The following is a 14,083-nucleotide window of genomic DNA, read 5'->3' on the forward strand; positions in this document are numbered from 1 at the left end:
AAGTCCTGGAGAAGAAAAATGAGTGCCCAAGCCTAACAAACAAAAAAAACCCAGGCCGAGGCCTGGGCAAGCTGCTTAGGGAAGCAGGAGGTAACCGTTGTTGCGTTCAGGGCTGCATTCAGGCCGCGCAGGCCAGCACATCGAAGAGCTGCAGCCGCGGCACCCGGAGCAGCAGATGGGTGGGCATCAGCGCCGGCGCGTTGGCGATGCCCACCAGCACCAGGTCGTTGCCCAGCTTCACGGCGGTCACGCCGTCCTCGCTGCTCCAGCGCACCCGTCCGACCAGGCAGACCCGGCCCTCTTCCTCGAAGATGGCTTCTTCCTCGTGGGGGCTGCCCGCCACTTCATAGCCCCAGGTCAGCATGCCGGGCACGGCCAGTTCCACCTGGCGACGCGCGCCTTCCTCCGGCCGCTGCCCCACCCATTGGGCGGTGCCCCAGCCCAGGGGCGACTCGAAGGTCACCATCGACATGCTGCCGTTGACCTGCCGGAATTGATGAAGCTGAACCTGCATGACCCATGTCCTGATCGCCGGGATCAGTCCCGGTCTGTCGATGGATACGAACTGTCGCAGCCAGCCGTTTCATGACCGTTTCACGACGCAACAGCCAGGGGCGGCGGGGTGGGGCGCGCCGGACCCCGCCGGACACGCCTACCCGTGCCTACCCGTGCGCGATGTGCCCCATGAAAAAAGGCCCGCGGGACCTGCGTCCCGACGGGCCTTTTCAGGATCTCAGTGGATCAGTAGGTCGCCACCAGCGACGCGCCGCTCACCGTGGCGTAGGCATTGAGCAGGATGTAGTAGGTGCCTGCCGTGGTCGCCGACAGCGTCACCGATTCTGCATTGGTGCTGCCGTCGGACTTGCCGTCATAGGTGGAGGTAGTCGGGGCGGAGCCACGGCGGACATAGATGTCGCCGTCGCCCGAACCGCCGGACAGCTTCACCACCAGCGTGCTGCGACCGGCCGGCACCGAGATGCTGAACAGCCGCGTCGCGTTCTTGGTCAGGCTGATACCGGTCACCGGCACGCCGGTGGACAGCACGGTGGTGGTCGGCGTGGTGCCGCCGCTGCAGCTCACGCCCACGGCCGCAAAGGCCTTGGTCACATCCGCCGTGACGTAGCCACGGGCCGTCGCGGCCTTTTCCACGCCGCAGGCGCCCTGGTTGAAGGTGCTGTTGGGCGTCCAGTACAGACGGTTGGCATCCACCATCACCTCAAAGGCCTTGCGCGTGTTCCAGCCGGCGGTCTTGGCCAGGGTGTAGAAGGCCTTGTTGTAGACGCCGCTGGAATAGTGCACATCCAGCCCGCTGGTGTACTTGCTGGCGTTGTCGATGGAGCGCCCATCGCGGGTGGGGTCGGCGAAGTAGCGCAGGGCGCCGCTGCTCTTGAAGATTTCCGAGCCTACCAGCCAGTCATTCACGCCATTGCGGGCGTAGTACTCGGCGGCTTCACCGGCCATGTCGGAGAAAGCTTCGTTCATGCCGCCCGACTGGCCGGAATACACCAGGCCGGAGTTCTGCTCGGTGAAACCGTGGCTCACCTCGTGGGCGGACACATCCAGCGACACCAGCGGATAGAAGGTGGTGGCGCCGTCACCAAAGTACATCGCGGTGCCGTCCCAGAAAGCGTTCTCGTAGTTGCTGCTGTAGTGCACCTTCATGTAGAGGGTCTGGGAGATCGGCCGCAGATTGAACCAGTCCCGGTACATGTTGAAGATCACGTTGCCGAAGAAGTGGGCATCGTTGATGGGCGAATAAGCGCCGTTGATCTGCTTGTACTCATTGCGCGGGCAGGTGAACTGGAACGGCGTGCTGCCACTCGTGCCGCCATTGAGGTTGACGGTGATCACATTGTTGTTGGTGTTCATCTGGCAGGTGTCGGTCACCTGCAGCGCGGGGTAGTTGGTCCCGTATTCATACTTGCCGGTTTTGGCATTGCCGCCGGGGCCGGTGGCATCCCGGTGGGCCAGGCCTTCCCAGCGCTGCAACACGGCGCCGGTGTTGGCGTCGATCATGAAGTGCGGCCGGCTGGGCTTGCTGCGGTCATGGCGCACGAAGGACACCAGGTAGAACAGCTGGGCCTTGTTGCTGTCGTCCAGCTTGATGTAGAGCTTGACCTGCTCGTTCTCGGTGATGGTGGCGTTGATCGCGCTCTTGGCGATGGTCAGCACGCTGGCCGGAGAAATGCTGGCCTGCGTGGTGTTGAGGTCCTGCTGGATGTCGGTCACCAGGCTGCCCGAGAAGCGGGCGGCGCTGACGCCGGGGTCGCGGTGCTCGACGACGGCTTCGCCCCAGATGGGCACGCCCTGGTAGTACTGCTGATGGCGGGTGATGACCCGGCCGTTGGGATAGATCTGGCTGCGCACCGCCTGGAGGTCGGTCGGGGCCAGACCCAGCGCGGTTGCCGCGGCTTGTGGTCCGCTGGCGGCGGTGGCGGTCTGGAAGGTGCTGACCGGCGTGGTGTCGTCCAGGTTGACACGGTTCGCGGCCCAGGCCTGGCAGGTGGCCGAGGCGGCGGCGGCCAGGAGGCTGGCCTGCAGGAAGCGGTGAAGGGATGCCTTCTTCATGGGTGTGCTTTCGATAGATCGTGGTTGAAGATCTCCCGAATACAAATCCAGCCCTTGAACTGTGGTGGAGGGGCTGGTCCCCCACTTGCTCGCCGGGTGTCGGAGAGGGGTGGGTGTTGGTGACTGCAAGGCTGCGAATGTAGGCAGTCCGATGGCTCGAACGGACTGTCAGATCTGACATCCGTGATAACCCGTGTCATGGATTTGGTGGGCGCAGTCGGTAACAGCCCATGTGCGGCGTGCGTCGGAAGACGCAGGAATGCCCTGCGGGCGGGATCACGACTCCGGGGAACCCCGTGTGGCTCGTTCGCCGCAGGCGCCGAGGTGCAACTGCCACTTCATCAGGGGACGCCGGGCGCTTGCGGCGCGGCGCGTGCAGGGCGCGTGCCCTCGTCAGCCCTGCGCCGCCGGCACTCGGCCTGCGCGGCTGCTGCCGACGACCGGTGTCACCTCGATGTAGGGCGCCGTGACCGATGCCGTCACCTTCGCCACCGCCTGCGGCGTCCCTGCCGCGACGATGCGGCCCCCGGCCTGGCCCGCGCCGGGGCCGAGGTCGATCACCCAGTCAGCCTGCGCGACCACCCGCATGTCGTGCTCCACCACCACGACGCTGTGGCCGGCCTCGACCAGGTCATTGAGCTGCGCCATGAGCTTGTCGACATCCGACGGGTGCAGCCCGGTGGTCGGTTCATCCAGCACATACAGCGTGTGCCCGCGTGCCGTGCGCTGCAGCTCGGTCACCAGCTTGATGCGCTGCGCCTCGCCGCCGGACAGCTCGGTGGCGGGCTGACCCAGCCGCAGATACCCCAGCCCGATGCCCTGCAGCAGCCCCAGCGGGCGGGCAAGGGCGGGCTCGTCGGCGAAGAACGCGAGGGCGGACTCCACCGTCATGCCCAGCACGTCGGCGATCGACTGGTCCCGGTAGCGGACCTTCAGCGTCGCCTCGTTGTAGCGGGCGCCATGGCAGGTGGGGCAGGGCGCAAAGACGCTGGGCATGAACAGCAGTTCCACGCTGACGCAGCCTTCGCCCTCACAGGTCTCGCAGCGGCCCTTGGCCACGTTGAAGGAGAAGCGACCGGCGTCGAACCGGCGCGACCGCGCCGCCGGCGTGGCGGAAAACAGTTTGCGCACGTGGTCGAAGAGGCCGGTGTAGGTCGCCAGGTTGGAGCGGGGTGTGCGGCCAATCGGTTTCTGGTCCACCTGCACCAGCCGCCGAATGTGGGCCGCACCGTCCACGATGCGTCCGCCAGTGCTGGCGACGGGCTCGCCATCGAGGTCCTCGTCCTCCTCGGACGGGCTGGTGGTGTCCTGGCCCAGGTGCTCGGACACCAGGTCCACCAGCGCCCGGCTCACCAGGGACGACTTGCCGGAGCCGGACACGCCGGTCACCGCGGTGAAGACACCCAGCGGGAACTCTGCGGCGAGATCGTTCAGGTTGTTTTGGGTGACGCCCTCCAGGCGCAGCCAGGCCTGCGGCGTGCGAGGCGGTCGCGCGGGCTGGCCCTTGCCCTCGCTGGGAGGGAACAAATGCGCGGCGGTGCTCGACCCCTTGACCCCGCGCAGGCCATCGACCGGCCCGCTGTAGAGCACCTGTCCGCCGCGCTCCCCGGCCTGCGGTCCGACGTCGACCAGCCAGTCGGCCTGCCGCATGAGGTGGAGGTCATGCTCGACCACATAGACCGAGTTGCCCGCCGCCTGGAGCTGGCGCAGCGCCGCCATCAAGGCTTCACCGTCGGCCGGATGCAGGCCCGCGGAGGGTTCATCCAGCACATAGATCACCCCGAACAGGTTGGAGCAGATCTGCGTGGCCAGCCGCAGCCGTTGCAGCTCGCCGGGCGAGACGCTGGGCGTGGCGCGGTCCAGCGACAGATGGCCCAGGCCCAGGGTCAGCAGCGGTGCCAGGCGCATCAGCACATCGGCCACGATGCGTTCCGCGGCGATGCGTTTTTCCTGGGAGCTGCCGGTGTGGCGCACCGCCTTGAGCCGCTGTGCGACGTCGGCCAGGGACAGCTGGGACAAGGTGCCGATGTCCAGCCCGTCAAAGGTCACCGACAGTGCCTCGCGCTTGAGCCGCTTGCCGTCACAGACCGGGCAGGCGCCGCCGATCATGTAGCGCGACACCCGGCGTTTCATCAGCGCGCTCTGGGTGGTGGCAAAGGTGTGCATCACATAGCGCCGGGCGCTGCTGAAGGTGCCCTGGTAGCTGGGCTCCGTCTTGCGCTTGAGCGCCGCGCGGGTCTCGGCGGGCGTGAAGCCGGCATACACCGGCACGGTGGGCTGCTCGTCGGTGAAGAGGATCCAGTCGCGCGTCTTGCGCGGCAGGTCCCGCCACGGGGTGTCGACATCGATGCCCAGGGTGACGAGGATGTCGCGCAGGTTCTGCCCGTGCCAGGCGGGCGGCCAGGCGGCGACGGCCCGCTCGCGGATGGTCAGGCTCGGGTCCGGCACCATCGAGGCTTCCGTCACTTCGTAGACGCGGCCCAGGCCGTGGCAGTGGGGGCAGGCGCCTTGCGGGGTGTTGGGGGAGAAGTCCTCCGCATACAGCATCGCCTGACCGGCGGGATAACGCCCGGCGCGTGAATACAGCATGCGCAGCAGCGAGGACAGACCGGTCACACTGCCGACCGACGACCGCGCATTGGGCGTGCCGCGCTGCTGCTGCAGCGCCACTGCGGGCGGCAGGCCGTGGATGGCGTCCACCGCCGGCACGCCGACCTGGTCGATCAGGCGGCGGGCATAGGGCGCGACGGATTCGAAGTAGCGACGCTGGGCCTCGGCGTAGATGGTGCCGAAGGCCAGGGAGGACTTGCCGGAGCCGGACACGCCGGTGAAGGCGACCAGGGCGTCGCGGGGGATGTCGACGTCCACGTTCTTGAGGTTGTGCTCCCGCGCCCCGCGGACCTGGACGCAGTCCGGGCGGTCCGCGCGGGCAGCCCCTCCAGCACGTGGAGCCCCTGCGGCACCCGCTGCGCGGCCGGGGTGTGACGTGCGTGAGGCGCCTGCCGTGCCTTCGGTGCTGGAGGGATGAGCGGGGCGTGCGGGGCGGGTCGGTTGTTTCGGCAAGGCAGCACCTGAGGAAGAGGGAGCAGGAGTATCGGACCTGCGCCCCTTCAGCAAACCAGGTGCCTGATCCGCCGCTCAGCCGCTCAGCCGCTCAGCCCATTAGGTCGCCCTGAGCTTGAACACCCGCACCGTCTGCGCCAGGGCTTCCGCCTGATGCCGCAGGCTGTCCGCCGCAGCGGCGCTCTGTTCCACCAGCGCGGCGTTTTGCTGGGTCACCTGGTCCAGCTGCGCCACCGCATCACTGACCTGGCTGATGCCGGAGGTCTGCTCGGTGGTGGAATGGGAAATCTCGCCCAGCAGGTCATTGACCTTCTGCACCTGCGACACGATGGACGTCATGCTGCGTCCGGCCTCGTCCACCAGGCGGGTGCCGGTCTCGACCTTCTGAGAACTGTCCTCGATCAGTTGCTTGATCTCCTTGGCGGCGCTGGCCGAACGCTGCGCCAGCGTCCGCACTTCCGAGGCCACGACCGCAAAGCCGCGGCCCTGTTCACCCGCTCGCGCCGCCTCGACGGCCGCATTCAGCGCCAGGATATTGGTCTGGAAAGCGATGCCGTCGATGACGCCGATGATGTCGGTGATGCGACGCGACGAGCTGACGATGTCCTGCATCGTCGAGACCACGTTGCCCACCACCACGCCGCCGCCGGCCGCCGCCGCGGACGCTTCCGTCGCCAGCCGGGCCGCTTCCTGCGCGGTGTCGGCATTGCTGCGGACCGTGCTGGTCAGCTCTTCCATCGACGCGGCGGTTTCCTCCAGATTGGCCGCCTGCTGCTCGGTGCGCTGGCTGAGGTCGGCATTGCCGTTGGCGATTTCGCTGGAGCCGGTCGCGATGTTCTCGCTGCCCTGGCGCACCGTGCTGACGATGCGGGCCAGCGAGGTCTGCATGTGGCGCGTGGCGCTGAGCATGTCTGCCACCTCACCGCGTCCGACCACGTGGATGTCCTGGGACAGATCCCCGTCACCGATGGCCTTCACCGCCTGGATGGCCTGGCCCAGCGAGCGCCGGATGCCCGCCACCACCAGCCAGGCCAGGAACCCCAGCAGGGCCAGGCCACTGCCGGCGGAAACGATGATGATCCAGCGGTAGGTGTTGACCATCTGCAGCGCCTGCTCTGCCTGCTCGGCGGAGCGACGGGCCTGGTACGCCACCATCTTCTCCGCCATGGCGTTGTACTTGTCCATCAGGGGCGCATAGCTGCTCTGCGCCAGGGACTTGGCCTGGGCCAGGTCACCGCTTTTCTTCAGCGCCAGCGACTTGTCCCGGGCTTCTAGATAGGGCTTTCGGGCGTCGCCGAGTTCCTCCAGGATGGCCAGGCCCTCCGGACTCTTTTCCAGCTCGACATAGCGCTTCTGGGTCTCCGAGGTGTCCTTGGTGGTGGCGGCGATGGCGTCCTTGAAATAGTTCTGGAGCTCGTCGCCGTCGGACATGATCACCGCGAAGACCCGGGTGGAGTTGACCGCGATGTTGGTGCGCCAGCGCTGGGCCAGCTGCAGCCGCTCGACCTGCTCGTTGGCCAGCTGATCGACCGTGTGGCCCAACTGATTGACCCGGACCAGGCTGACGCCGCTCAGGCCCAGAAGGATGGCGGCGGCAAACGCCACCAGAAGTACGAACTGCTGGGCGATGCTGAAACGCGCGCCCAGACCGCCCGCCGGTGCTGTGGTTACCAAGGTGATCTCCCCGGAAGCCGTACGAAGGCTTCAAGCCGATGCAAGCGGTCGATCCAGCGTCGGCATGCCGCGCCTGTCGCCCGTCTTTCTCCCTGACGTCCCAACCGTTGATCGTACGTGGGCGATCATCGCGCGGGGTGGGGCAGCTGTCCTCTCGGCGCAAGGGGGCGAGGAAAATTCCTCAGGCCGGCCGTTCCAGCCGATAGAGCCCCACATCCACGCGTCCCGCGAGGAAGCCGGCTTCGCAATAGCTGAGGTAGTACTCCCAGATCCGCTTGAACGGCAGGTCGAACCCCAGCGCTTCGATCGCCGGCCACTGCGCCAGGAAGCGCTGGCGCCAGTCGGCCAGGGTGCGGGCATAGTCGCGGCCGAAGCGCAGCTCGGTGCTGAAGGTCAGGCCCACGCGGCGGGCCTGCTCGGCCATGCGCTCCGGCGTTGGCAGCATGCCGCCCGGGAAGATGCAGCGCTGGATGAAGTCCGGGCTGGACCGGTAGGCCTCGAAATGCGCCTCGTCGATGGTGATGGCCTGCAGCACCGCCGAGCCGCCGGGCTTGAGCCGGTCCTTCAGAGTCTGGAAATACACCGGCCAATACGACTCGCCCACCGCCTCGATCATCTCGATGGACACGATGCGGTCGAACTGGCCGTCCACATCCCGGTAGTCCTGCAGACGCAGGTCGACCCGGTCCGCCACCTGCCACTCCCGGGCCCGGTCCTGGGCAAAGGCCAGCTGCTCGGTCGACAGCGTCAGGCCCACCACGTCGGCCTGGCAGCGCTGGGCCAGCGTGGCCGCCAGCGTCCCCCAGCCGCAGCCGATCTCCAGCACGCGCTGACCCGGCTGGGCGTCCAGCAGGGACACGATGCGGTCCAGCCGGCGCTGCTGGGCCGCTTCCAGCGAGGGGGCGGCGTTGGGCGTTTCCGCCTCATACAGGGCGCTCGAGTAGAGCATGCTGGCGTCCAGCCACTGCTCGTAGAACCGGTTGCCGAGGTCGTAGTGCGCCGAGATGTTGTCGCGGCTGCGGCGACGGGTATTGGCATTGGCCCGGTGCAGCAGCAGGCCCAGCCAGCGCGCCGGGCCGCGGGCGCGGCCCTGGCTCTTCAGCGCGGATTCATTGGCCAGACCAAAGGACAGCAGCGCGGTGAGGTCGGGCGTGGTCCAGTCCCCGTCGCGGTAGGAAAAGGCCAGGCCCAGGTCGCCCTCCATCGCCAGGCGCAGCAGGGGCCGCCAGCGGTGCAGATGCAGGGCCGCCCGCGGTCCGGGCAGGGCGCCGCCCAGCACCATCGTGCTGCCGTCGGGCATCGTCAGATCGAGTTGGCCGTGGCGGATCCGCTCGCAGGCGCGGCGGACGGCCGGGAGGCGGAACAGCCAGTGTTTCCGGGTGGCGGTGCTGGCGGCACTGTCCGGGAGCGTGCGGCTGTGGTGGGGCATGGCGCTTCGTTCCTGTTTCATGAAGTCGTGATGGGCGGTCGCGGGGGCACCGCTCAGGGAAGATCGGTCGGGACCGGCTGGGCGGGTCGCACGATGGTGAGGGGGGGCTGGGGCGGCTGTCCGCGGTCATGCAGGCGGGCGCCCTTGATCCACAGGCGCAGCGCTTCCCAGTGGATGCCGACGATCACCTTGAGCGTCAGCAGCGGATAGGCGACCAGCAGGCTCAGCAGCCCCCGGTCGGTCAGCGGCACGCGGCGGGCATCGTGGCGGGCGTTGAGCACCGGCGCCCCGTCCGCGTTGTCGTGGACCGAGATGCCCAAGGACAGCTGCTCCCGCGGCGGATCGATGCGGAAGCGGTAGTGCAGGTCCATGCCCAGGAAGGGCGAGACATACAGCTGCTTGTCGCAGCGCTGCTGCACCGTCCGGGCCTGCCGCTGCTCCGGGGCCACCTCGGCCAGGTAGCTGTGCCGCTGTCCGAAGGTGTTGTTGACCTCGTAGATGATCGCCTGCAGGTCGCCGTCGGGCGCATGGCAGAACCAGACGCTCAGCGGATTGAAGGCATACCCCAGCAGGCGCGGCATGGTCAGCAGCCGCATCGGGCCGCCGGTGGGCAGGCCGGCGCGGGCCAGGTGGGCGTCCATCTGCGCGCGCAGTGTCGCCACGTCCGGCGCCTGGCCGTCGCCATGGTCGGACGGACGGAAGCTGAAGAGATTGAAGCGGCCGATGCTGAACCAGCGCAGGCGGCGGTCCAGGTCCGGCAGCTCGTCCAGGTCCAGCAGCAGGGTGAACAGGCGGTACTGCAGGCGATGCCGCATCGGCCGCAGGCGCTGATGCATCACCTCACCGCGGTAGATGGCGGATGCGCCGGACACGTCCTGGGTCTGACTCATGCGGTCGCCACCTGCGGCAGGTGAATGCGGGCCGACTCGCCCGCAACGGTCCACGGCCGGCGCACGCCGCCGAGCGCCTCGGCCACCGCCAGTCCGGCCTGCAGGCCATCCTCATGGAAGCCCGAGCCGAAATACGCGCCGCAGAACCAGGTGTTCTGCTGCCCCTGCAGGCTCCAGAGCTGGCGCTGCGCCTGGATGGCGGCTCCGTCAAAACGCGGATGCTCATACACCTCGGTGGACACCAGCAGGTCCGCACGCGGCTCCACCGTCGGGTTCAGGGTCACGAACAGCGGCGTGGCCTGGGGGCCCTGCGGCAGATGCGGCTGCAGCCGGTTCATCCAGTAGGTGACGGTGGGGGGCGCCTTGCTGGCCGCCTCGCCGCTGCCGGCCAGATAGTTCCAGCTGCACCAGACCGACCGGCGGCGCGGCATCAGGGCCGGGTCGTGGTGCAGCACGGCCAGATTGCGGCTGTAGGTCAGGGCGCCCAGCACCCGGCGCTCATCGGCGGTGGGCGAGGGCAGCATGCGCAGGGCCTGGTCCGAATGCGCGGCGATCACCACATGGTCGAACAGCCGGCTCAGCGCGCCGCTGCGTGTGTGCAGGCGCACGCCGCCGGGCTCCCGCAGCACGGCCAGCACCGATTCATTGCGATGGATGCGGTCCCCCAGCGGCTCGGCCAGGCGGCGGACATATTCGCGACTTCCGCCGTCCACCGTGCGCCAGACCGGCCGGCCCGAGACCTTCAGCAGCCCGTGGTTCTCGCAAAAGCGCACGAAGGACGCCATCGGATAGCGCCCGATGTCCGACGCGGTGGACGACCAGATCGCCGCGCCCATCGGATAGAGGTGATCGTCTCGGAAGGCCCGGCCATAGCCGCGAGCGTCGAGGTAGTCGTCCAGGGCCAGGTCTCCACACTGGGCGACATCGGCCGGTGCCTCGCGGTAGAAGCGCAGCAGCTCGCGCAGCATCCGCCAGAAACGCGGGCGCACCAGGTTGCTGCGCTGGGCAAAGAGGCCGTTGAGGTCAGTGCCGGCATATTCCAGCCGGCCGTTGTCCAGGCTCACCGCGAAGGACATGTCGGACGCCCGGGTGGGCACGCCCAGGTGCTGGAACAGGGCAGTCAGGTTGGGGTAGGAGGGTTCGTTGTAGACGATGAAGCCGGTGTCCACCGCGACCTGCCGGATGCCGCAGGGCGCGTCGACCGTGTTGCTGTGGCCGCCGATGCGGCCGTCGGCCTCGAAGACCTCGACCTCATGACGCTGCGACAGCAGCCAGGCGCAGGACAGTCCGGAGATGCCGCTGCCCACCACCGCAATGCGCAGCGGGCGGTCGTTCGCCGGAGCGGGGTGGGGCGGAAGGGCGTGAAGGTGGGGGCGGTCCATGAGGCGTTTCGTTGAATTTTCACTTGTACGCGCGCCAACGACTTTTGGATCGTCCTCCCGATTCGGGAGAACCCTTGACCGGGCGGGCAGCCTGGGCGCGAATCGCCCGGGTGGCGATCGTGTCATGGATCAGCGATGATCCGAACCGCCACCTGACGCGTATAGGCTGCATGGGCACCCTGCGACGCGACTCCCTGGCACAGACCCCGGCTGAACCGCCGGGCACGACGGCTTTGCCCAAGCCGTCCCCGTCGGCCGTGCCTCACTTGAAAATTGTTTCCCTCCATGGCGAGCCTCCCCTGGATCCGTTGCGCGGTCAGCCGCCCGGCGGTGGTGGGGCTGCCGAAGATCCGGCCAAAGATCCGGCCAATTTTGCGCCCGGGTCCGCGTCTGCATCCGTGGAAGCCGCGGCGCCTGGCGTCTCTGCGGTCTCCGGCGACGAATGGTCCCAACTGACCCGGCGCATTGCCGAGCACAAGGACCGTGATGCCTTCGCCCGTTTGTTCCAGCATTTTGCCCCGCGAGTGAAGAGTTATCTCATGCGCACCGGCAGCAGTGAACAGATGGCCGAAGACCTGTCGCAGGAAGCGCTGGTGACCGTCTGGCGCAAGGCTGCCCTGTTCGACCCTGCCCAGGCGGCGGTGTCGACCTGGATCTTCACCATCGCCCGCCGCCTGCGGATCGATGCCGCCCGTCGGCATCGGCTGGAGGACACCGGCGATGAAAGTTATGACTTTGACCGCCTGGAAGCCGATCAGCGGGACGTGGGTGAGCACACCGACGCCGTCCGCCTGAGCCGGCGCATCCGTGACGCGCTGGGCCGGCTGCCTGCCGAGCAGGCCCAGGTGCTGCGTCTTTCCTATTACGACGACGAGCCACATGCCCGGATTGCCGCCGAACTCGGACTCCCGCTGGGAACCGTGAAGTCGCGCATCCGGCTGGCCGTGGCGCAGCTGCGCAAGATGCTGGACGCCTGACATGTTAGCCATGACCGTTTCCGCCCCTGTCGCACCGACCCGCTCCAAGGCCGGCATCCAACACCATCCCTTTGATGAGCATCTGCTGGCGCTGGCGGCGGGCACGCTGCCCGTCGGCATCCGGCTGGTGACCCTCACCCATCTGGAGCTGTGCCGCAGCTGCCGCGACCGCGTGGCGATGCTGGAAGCGCTGGGGGGTGTGGTGCTGGAAGACCAGCCGCCCGCCCCGATGCGGGACGATGCGCTGGAGAAGGCCTTCGCCGCCATCGACGCCCTGGATCAGGAAGCGCCGCGCCCGCTCAAGGTGGCCGGCCCGCCGCCGCTGCCCGCCGGCGCGGTCTGGCCCAAGGCCTTGTCCCACTGCAGTGCCACCCGGTGGCGCTGGCTGGGCCCGGGCATGCGATGGAGCCGGGTCAGCGTGCCGGAGTCGCCGGACGCCAATGTCTTTCTGCTGCGCATCGGTGCCGGCAAGTACCTGCCGCAGCACACCCACGAGGGCGTGGAACTGACCCAGGTCATCTACGGCCATTTCCATGACGGCCGCGAGCTGTTTGGCCCTGGGGACTTCGACATGGCCGATGGCGATGTGCACCATCAGCCGGTGGTGCAGGACGGCAGCGAATGCATCTGCATCGCTGCCGTCGAGGGACGGCTGAGCTTTGACGGGTTTATCGCCCGCTGGTTCGGCTCACTCGTCGGCATGTAGCCAGGGTGAGGGCGGTGGCGGCCCAGGCGGCCACACCGCTGGCGAACGATCCCCAGATCAGGTCCATCACCGTCACCGACCACGGCCAGTCGCGCATCGTGGCCTGGTTGGTGAGGTCGTAGGTGGCGTAGGCCATCAGGCCAAACAGCGCGCCCCGGCCCAGCGCCACCAGGCTGCGGCCTTGCTGCAGCGCCGGCGCCTCGCCAAAGAACACCACCCCCCCGATATACAGCAGGTAGAACAGCGCCGCTGCCGCCCAGTCGACCGAGCTCGCCATGAGGTGGCCGATGGCGGGTTGGTAGAGCGCCTGGTTCGCCTGGCTGAGCCAGACGGCGTCCATGCCCAGGAAGATCACGGCGGTGAGCCCGTAGGCCAGCGGCCAGCGCCAGACGGGCGCTGCCACGGGCGCGGAGCCGTCGGCCGCAAAAGCACGGCCTGGCTGCGGGGCGCGTGGCCGGTTGCCGGCGTTGCCGGCGGAGGGAGAAGCACTGTGGGCGGGGGGCATGAGGAACTCCTGATGAGCAGCGGTGAACAGGGAGGGGAAGCTTAAAGAGCCGCCATGAGCAGCACCAAGCCGAAAAAAGAGGAACGAGGGGCAGGCCCGCACTCCGAGCCGGATGCGGATCGCTGCCCTCTTGCGCGATCAACAACAAGACCTGCGCCGCCCGGCAGCGGGCCGGCGCACAGGTTCAGAGCAATCGGTAGGTCAGCAGGCGGTCGCCGCGCACCCGGGCATCCAGCCCCAGCCAGCGCTGGTCGCTGCGGTCCAGCCAGAGCGTCAGGCGCTGCGGGTCGCCCTTGGGCGGCTTGGTGACCAGTTGCCAGCGCGCCGCCATCACCTCGCGGCCGGCGACCTGGATGGTGGCGTCGGGCAGGCGCTCCACCTTGACCTCATCCATCTTGCCGGTCTGCGGATTGAGCAGGCGGGTCTGCTGGACCAAGGCGGGATGCCAGTAGGCGTAGCTCATCACGCAGTCGCCCTTGGCCGCGCTGGCGGCACCGTCGGCGCTGGCGCCGCTGCCATTGCCAGAGCTGCTGCCGCTGCCGCTGCCGTCCCGGCGCCAATCCACCTTCTCGGCCTTGCCGTCATCGTCGGTGGTGCTCTGCACCGCGTCGACGCAGTCACCCTTCCAGCGTTCCTGCGCCTGATGGCGGTAGCGGAACACGGTGATGCCCAGCATCTTCACCGCCATGGTGGCGTCACTGGTGACGGTGCGAGCGTCGGCCGGGCCGGACACCTCGAAGCGATGGGTGCCGATCGGCTTGCCATCGAGGCGAATGTCGAAATTCCAGGTCTGGGCCTGGCTCATGCCGCTGAACCCCAGCAGCGAGCTCAGCACCAGGACACCCAGCGGACGATGGACGGAAGAGGGCATCTGCATCAGAAGGCACCG

11 protein-coding genes are annotated in these 14,083 nt (G+C 68.2%); 2 read left to right on the forward strand and 9 right to left on the reverse strand.

Translation table 11 applies throughout. The annotated features are described in order from the left end of the window. Positions 1 to 118 precede the first annotated feature (118 nt). The 7 genes from DES44_RS11905 to DES44_RS11935 form a co-directional block, all read right to left on the reverse strand. Positions 119 to 514, reverse strand: a complete 396-nt coding sequence (locus tag DES44_RS11905) for a hypothetical protein (RefSeq protein WP_058935127.1) — start codon at positions 512 to 514, stop codon at positions 119 to 121. 227 nt (positions 515 to 741) lie between these two features. Next, complete coding sequence (locus tag DES44_RS11910; protein WP_058935128.1) at positions 742 to 2,568, reverse strand: M4 family metallopeptidase; 1,827 nt, start codon at positions 2,566 to 2,568, stop codon at positions 742 to 744. Positions 2,569 to 2,961: 393 nt separating this feature from the next. Continuing rightward, on the reverse strand, positions 2,962 to 5,631 hold the full coding sequence (locus DES44_RS11915) for an excinuclease ABC subunit UvrA (protein ID WP_083525577.1): 2,670 nt from the start codon (positions 5,629 to 5,631) through the stop codon (positions 2,962 to 2,964). Between the two features lie 99 nt (positions 5,632 to 5,730). Next, on the reverse strand, positions 5,731 to 7,305 hold the full coding sequence (locus DES44_RS11920) for a methyl-accepting chemotaxis protein (RefSeq protein ID WP_232309755.1): 1,575 nt from the start codon (positions 7,303 to 7,305) through the stop codon (positions 5,731 to 5,733). Positions 7,306 to 7,486: 181 nt separating this feature from the next. Further along, the gene (locus DES44_RS11925; RefSeq protein ID WP_083525578.1) at positions 7,487 to 8,755 is read right to left on the reverse strand and encodes an SAM-dependent methyltransferase; all 1,269 of its coding nucleotides are present in this window, start codon (positions 8,753 to 8,755) and stop codon (positions 7,487 to 7,489) included. Between the two features lie 32 nt (positions 8,756 to 8,787). Next, a complete protein-coding gene (locus DES44_RS11930) occupies positions 8,788 to 9,624 on the reverse strand; it encodes a DUF1365 domain-containing protein (RefSeq protein ID WP_058935130.1) in 837 nt (278 codons plus the stop codon). After that, positions 9,621 to 11,006, reverse strand: coding sequence for an NAD(P)/FAD-dependent oxidoreductase (locus tag DES44_RS11935; RefSeq protein ID WP_058935131.1), 1,386 nt, complete (start codon positions 11,004 to 11,006; stop codon positions 9,621 to 9,623). Before DES44_RS11935 ends, DES44_RS11930 begins: the two co-directional genes overlap by 4 nt. 266 nt (positions 11,007 to 11,272) lie before the next feature. On the opposite strand from DES44_RS11935, the gene DES44_RS11940 reads away from it, so the two are divergent. After that, positions 11,273 to 11,983: a sigma-70 family RNA polymerase sigma factor gene (locus tag DES44_RS11940; protein WP_232309757.1), complete on the forward strand. Its 711-nt coding sequence runs from the start codon at positions 11,273 to 11,275 to the stop codon at positions 11,981 to 11,983. Between the two features lie 10 nt (positions 11,984 to 11,993). Then, on the forward strand, positions 11,994 to 12,689 hold the full coding sequence (locus tag DES44_RS11945) for a ChrR family anti-sigma-E factor (protein ID WP_058935132.1): 696 nt from the start codon (positions 11,994 to 11,996) through the stop codon (positions 12,687 to 12,689). Here the strand turns inward: DES44_RS11945 and DES44_RS11950 are convergent. Both DES44_RS11950 and DES44_RS11955 read right to left on the reverse strand, forming a co-directional pair. Beyond that, positions 12,652 to 13,194 (reverse strand): DUF2177 family protein, encoded by a 543-nt coding sequence (locus DES44_RS11950; RefSeq protein ID WP_083525580.1) that lies wholly within the window; start codon positions 13,192 to 13,194, stop codon positions 12,652 to 12,654. The genes DES44_RS11945 and DES44_RS11950 overlap by 38 nt on opposite strands. Before the next feature lie 184 nt (positions 13,195 to 13,378). Continuing rightward, positions 13,379 to 14,071, reverse strand: coding sequence for a DUF6134 family protein (locus DES44_RS11955; protein WP_058935133.1), 693 nt, complete (start codon positions 14,069 to 14,071; stop codon positions 13,379 to 13,381). Between the last annotated feature and the right edge of the window lie 12 nt (positions 14,072 to 14,083).

The organism is Roseateles depolymerans (genome assembly GCF_003387155.1).
Taxonomy (GTDB): Bacteria; Pseudomonadota; Gammaproteobacteria; order Burkholderiales; family Burkholderiaceae_C; genus Roseateles; species Roseateles depolymerans.

What these genes read in the sequence shown, in the direction of transcription:
- DES44_RS11905 (WP_058935127.1), bottom strand. Translation starts at nt 514, where the DNA reads ATGCAGGTTCAGCTTCATCAATTCCGGCAGGTCAACGGCAGCATGTCG.
- DES44_RS11910 (WP_058935128.1), bottom strand. Translation starts at nt 2,568, where the DNA reads ATGAAGAAGGCATCCCTTCACCGCTTCCTGCAGGCCAGCCTCCTGGCC.
- DES44_RS11925 (WP_083525578.1), bottom strand. Translation starts at nt 8,755, where the DNA reads ATGAAACAGGAACGAAGCGCCATGCCCCACCACAGCCGCACGCTCCCG.
- DES44_RS11930 (WP_058935130.1), bottom strand. Translation starts at nt 9,624, where the DNA reads ATGAGTCAGACCCAGGACGTGTCCGGCGCATCCGCCATCTACCGCGGT.
- DES44_RS11935 (WP_058935131.1), bottom strand. Translation starts at nt 11,006, where the DNA reads ATGGACCGCCCCCACCTTCACGCCCTTCCGCCCCACCCCGCTCCGGCG.
- DES44_RS11945 (WP_058935132.1), top strand. Translation starts at nt 11,994, where the DNA reads ATGACCGTTTCCGCCCCTGTCGCACCGACCCGCTCCAAGGCCGGCATC.
- DES44_RS11950 (WP_083525580.1), bottom strand. Translation starts at nt 13,194, where the DNA reads ATGCCCCCCGCCCACAGTGCTTCTCCCTCCGCCGGCAACGCCGGCAAC.
- DES44_RS11955 (WP_058935133.1), bottom strand. Translation starts at nt 14,071, where the DNA reads ATGCAGATGCCCTCTTCCGTCCATCGTCCGCTGGGTGTCCTGGTGCTG.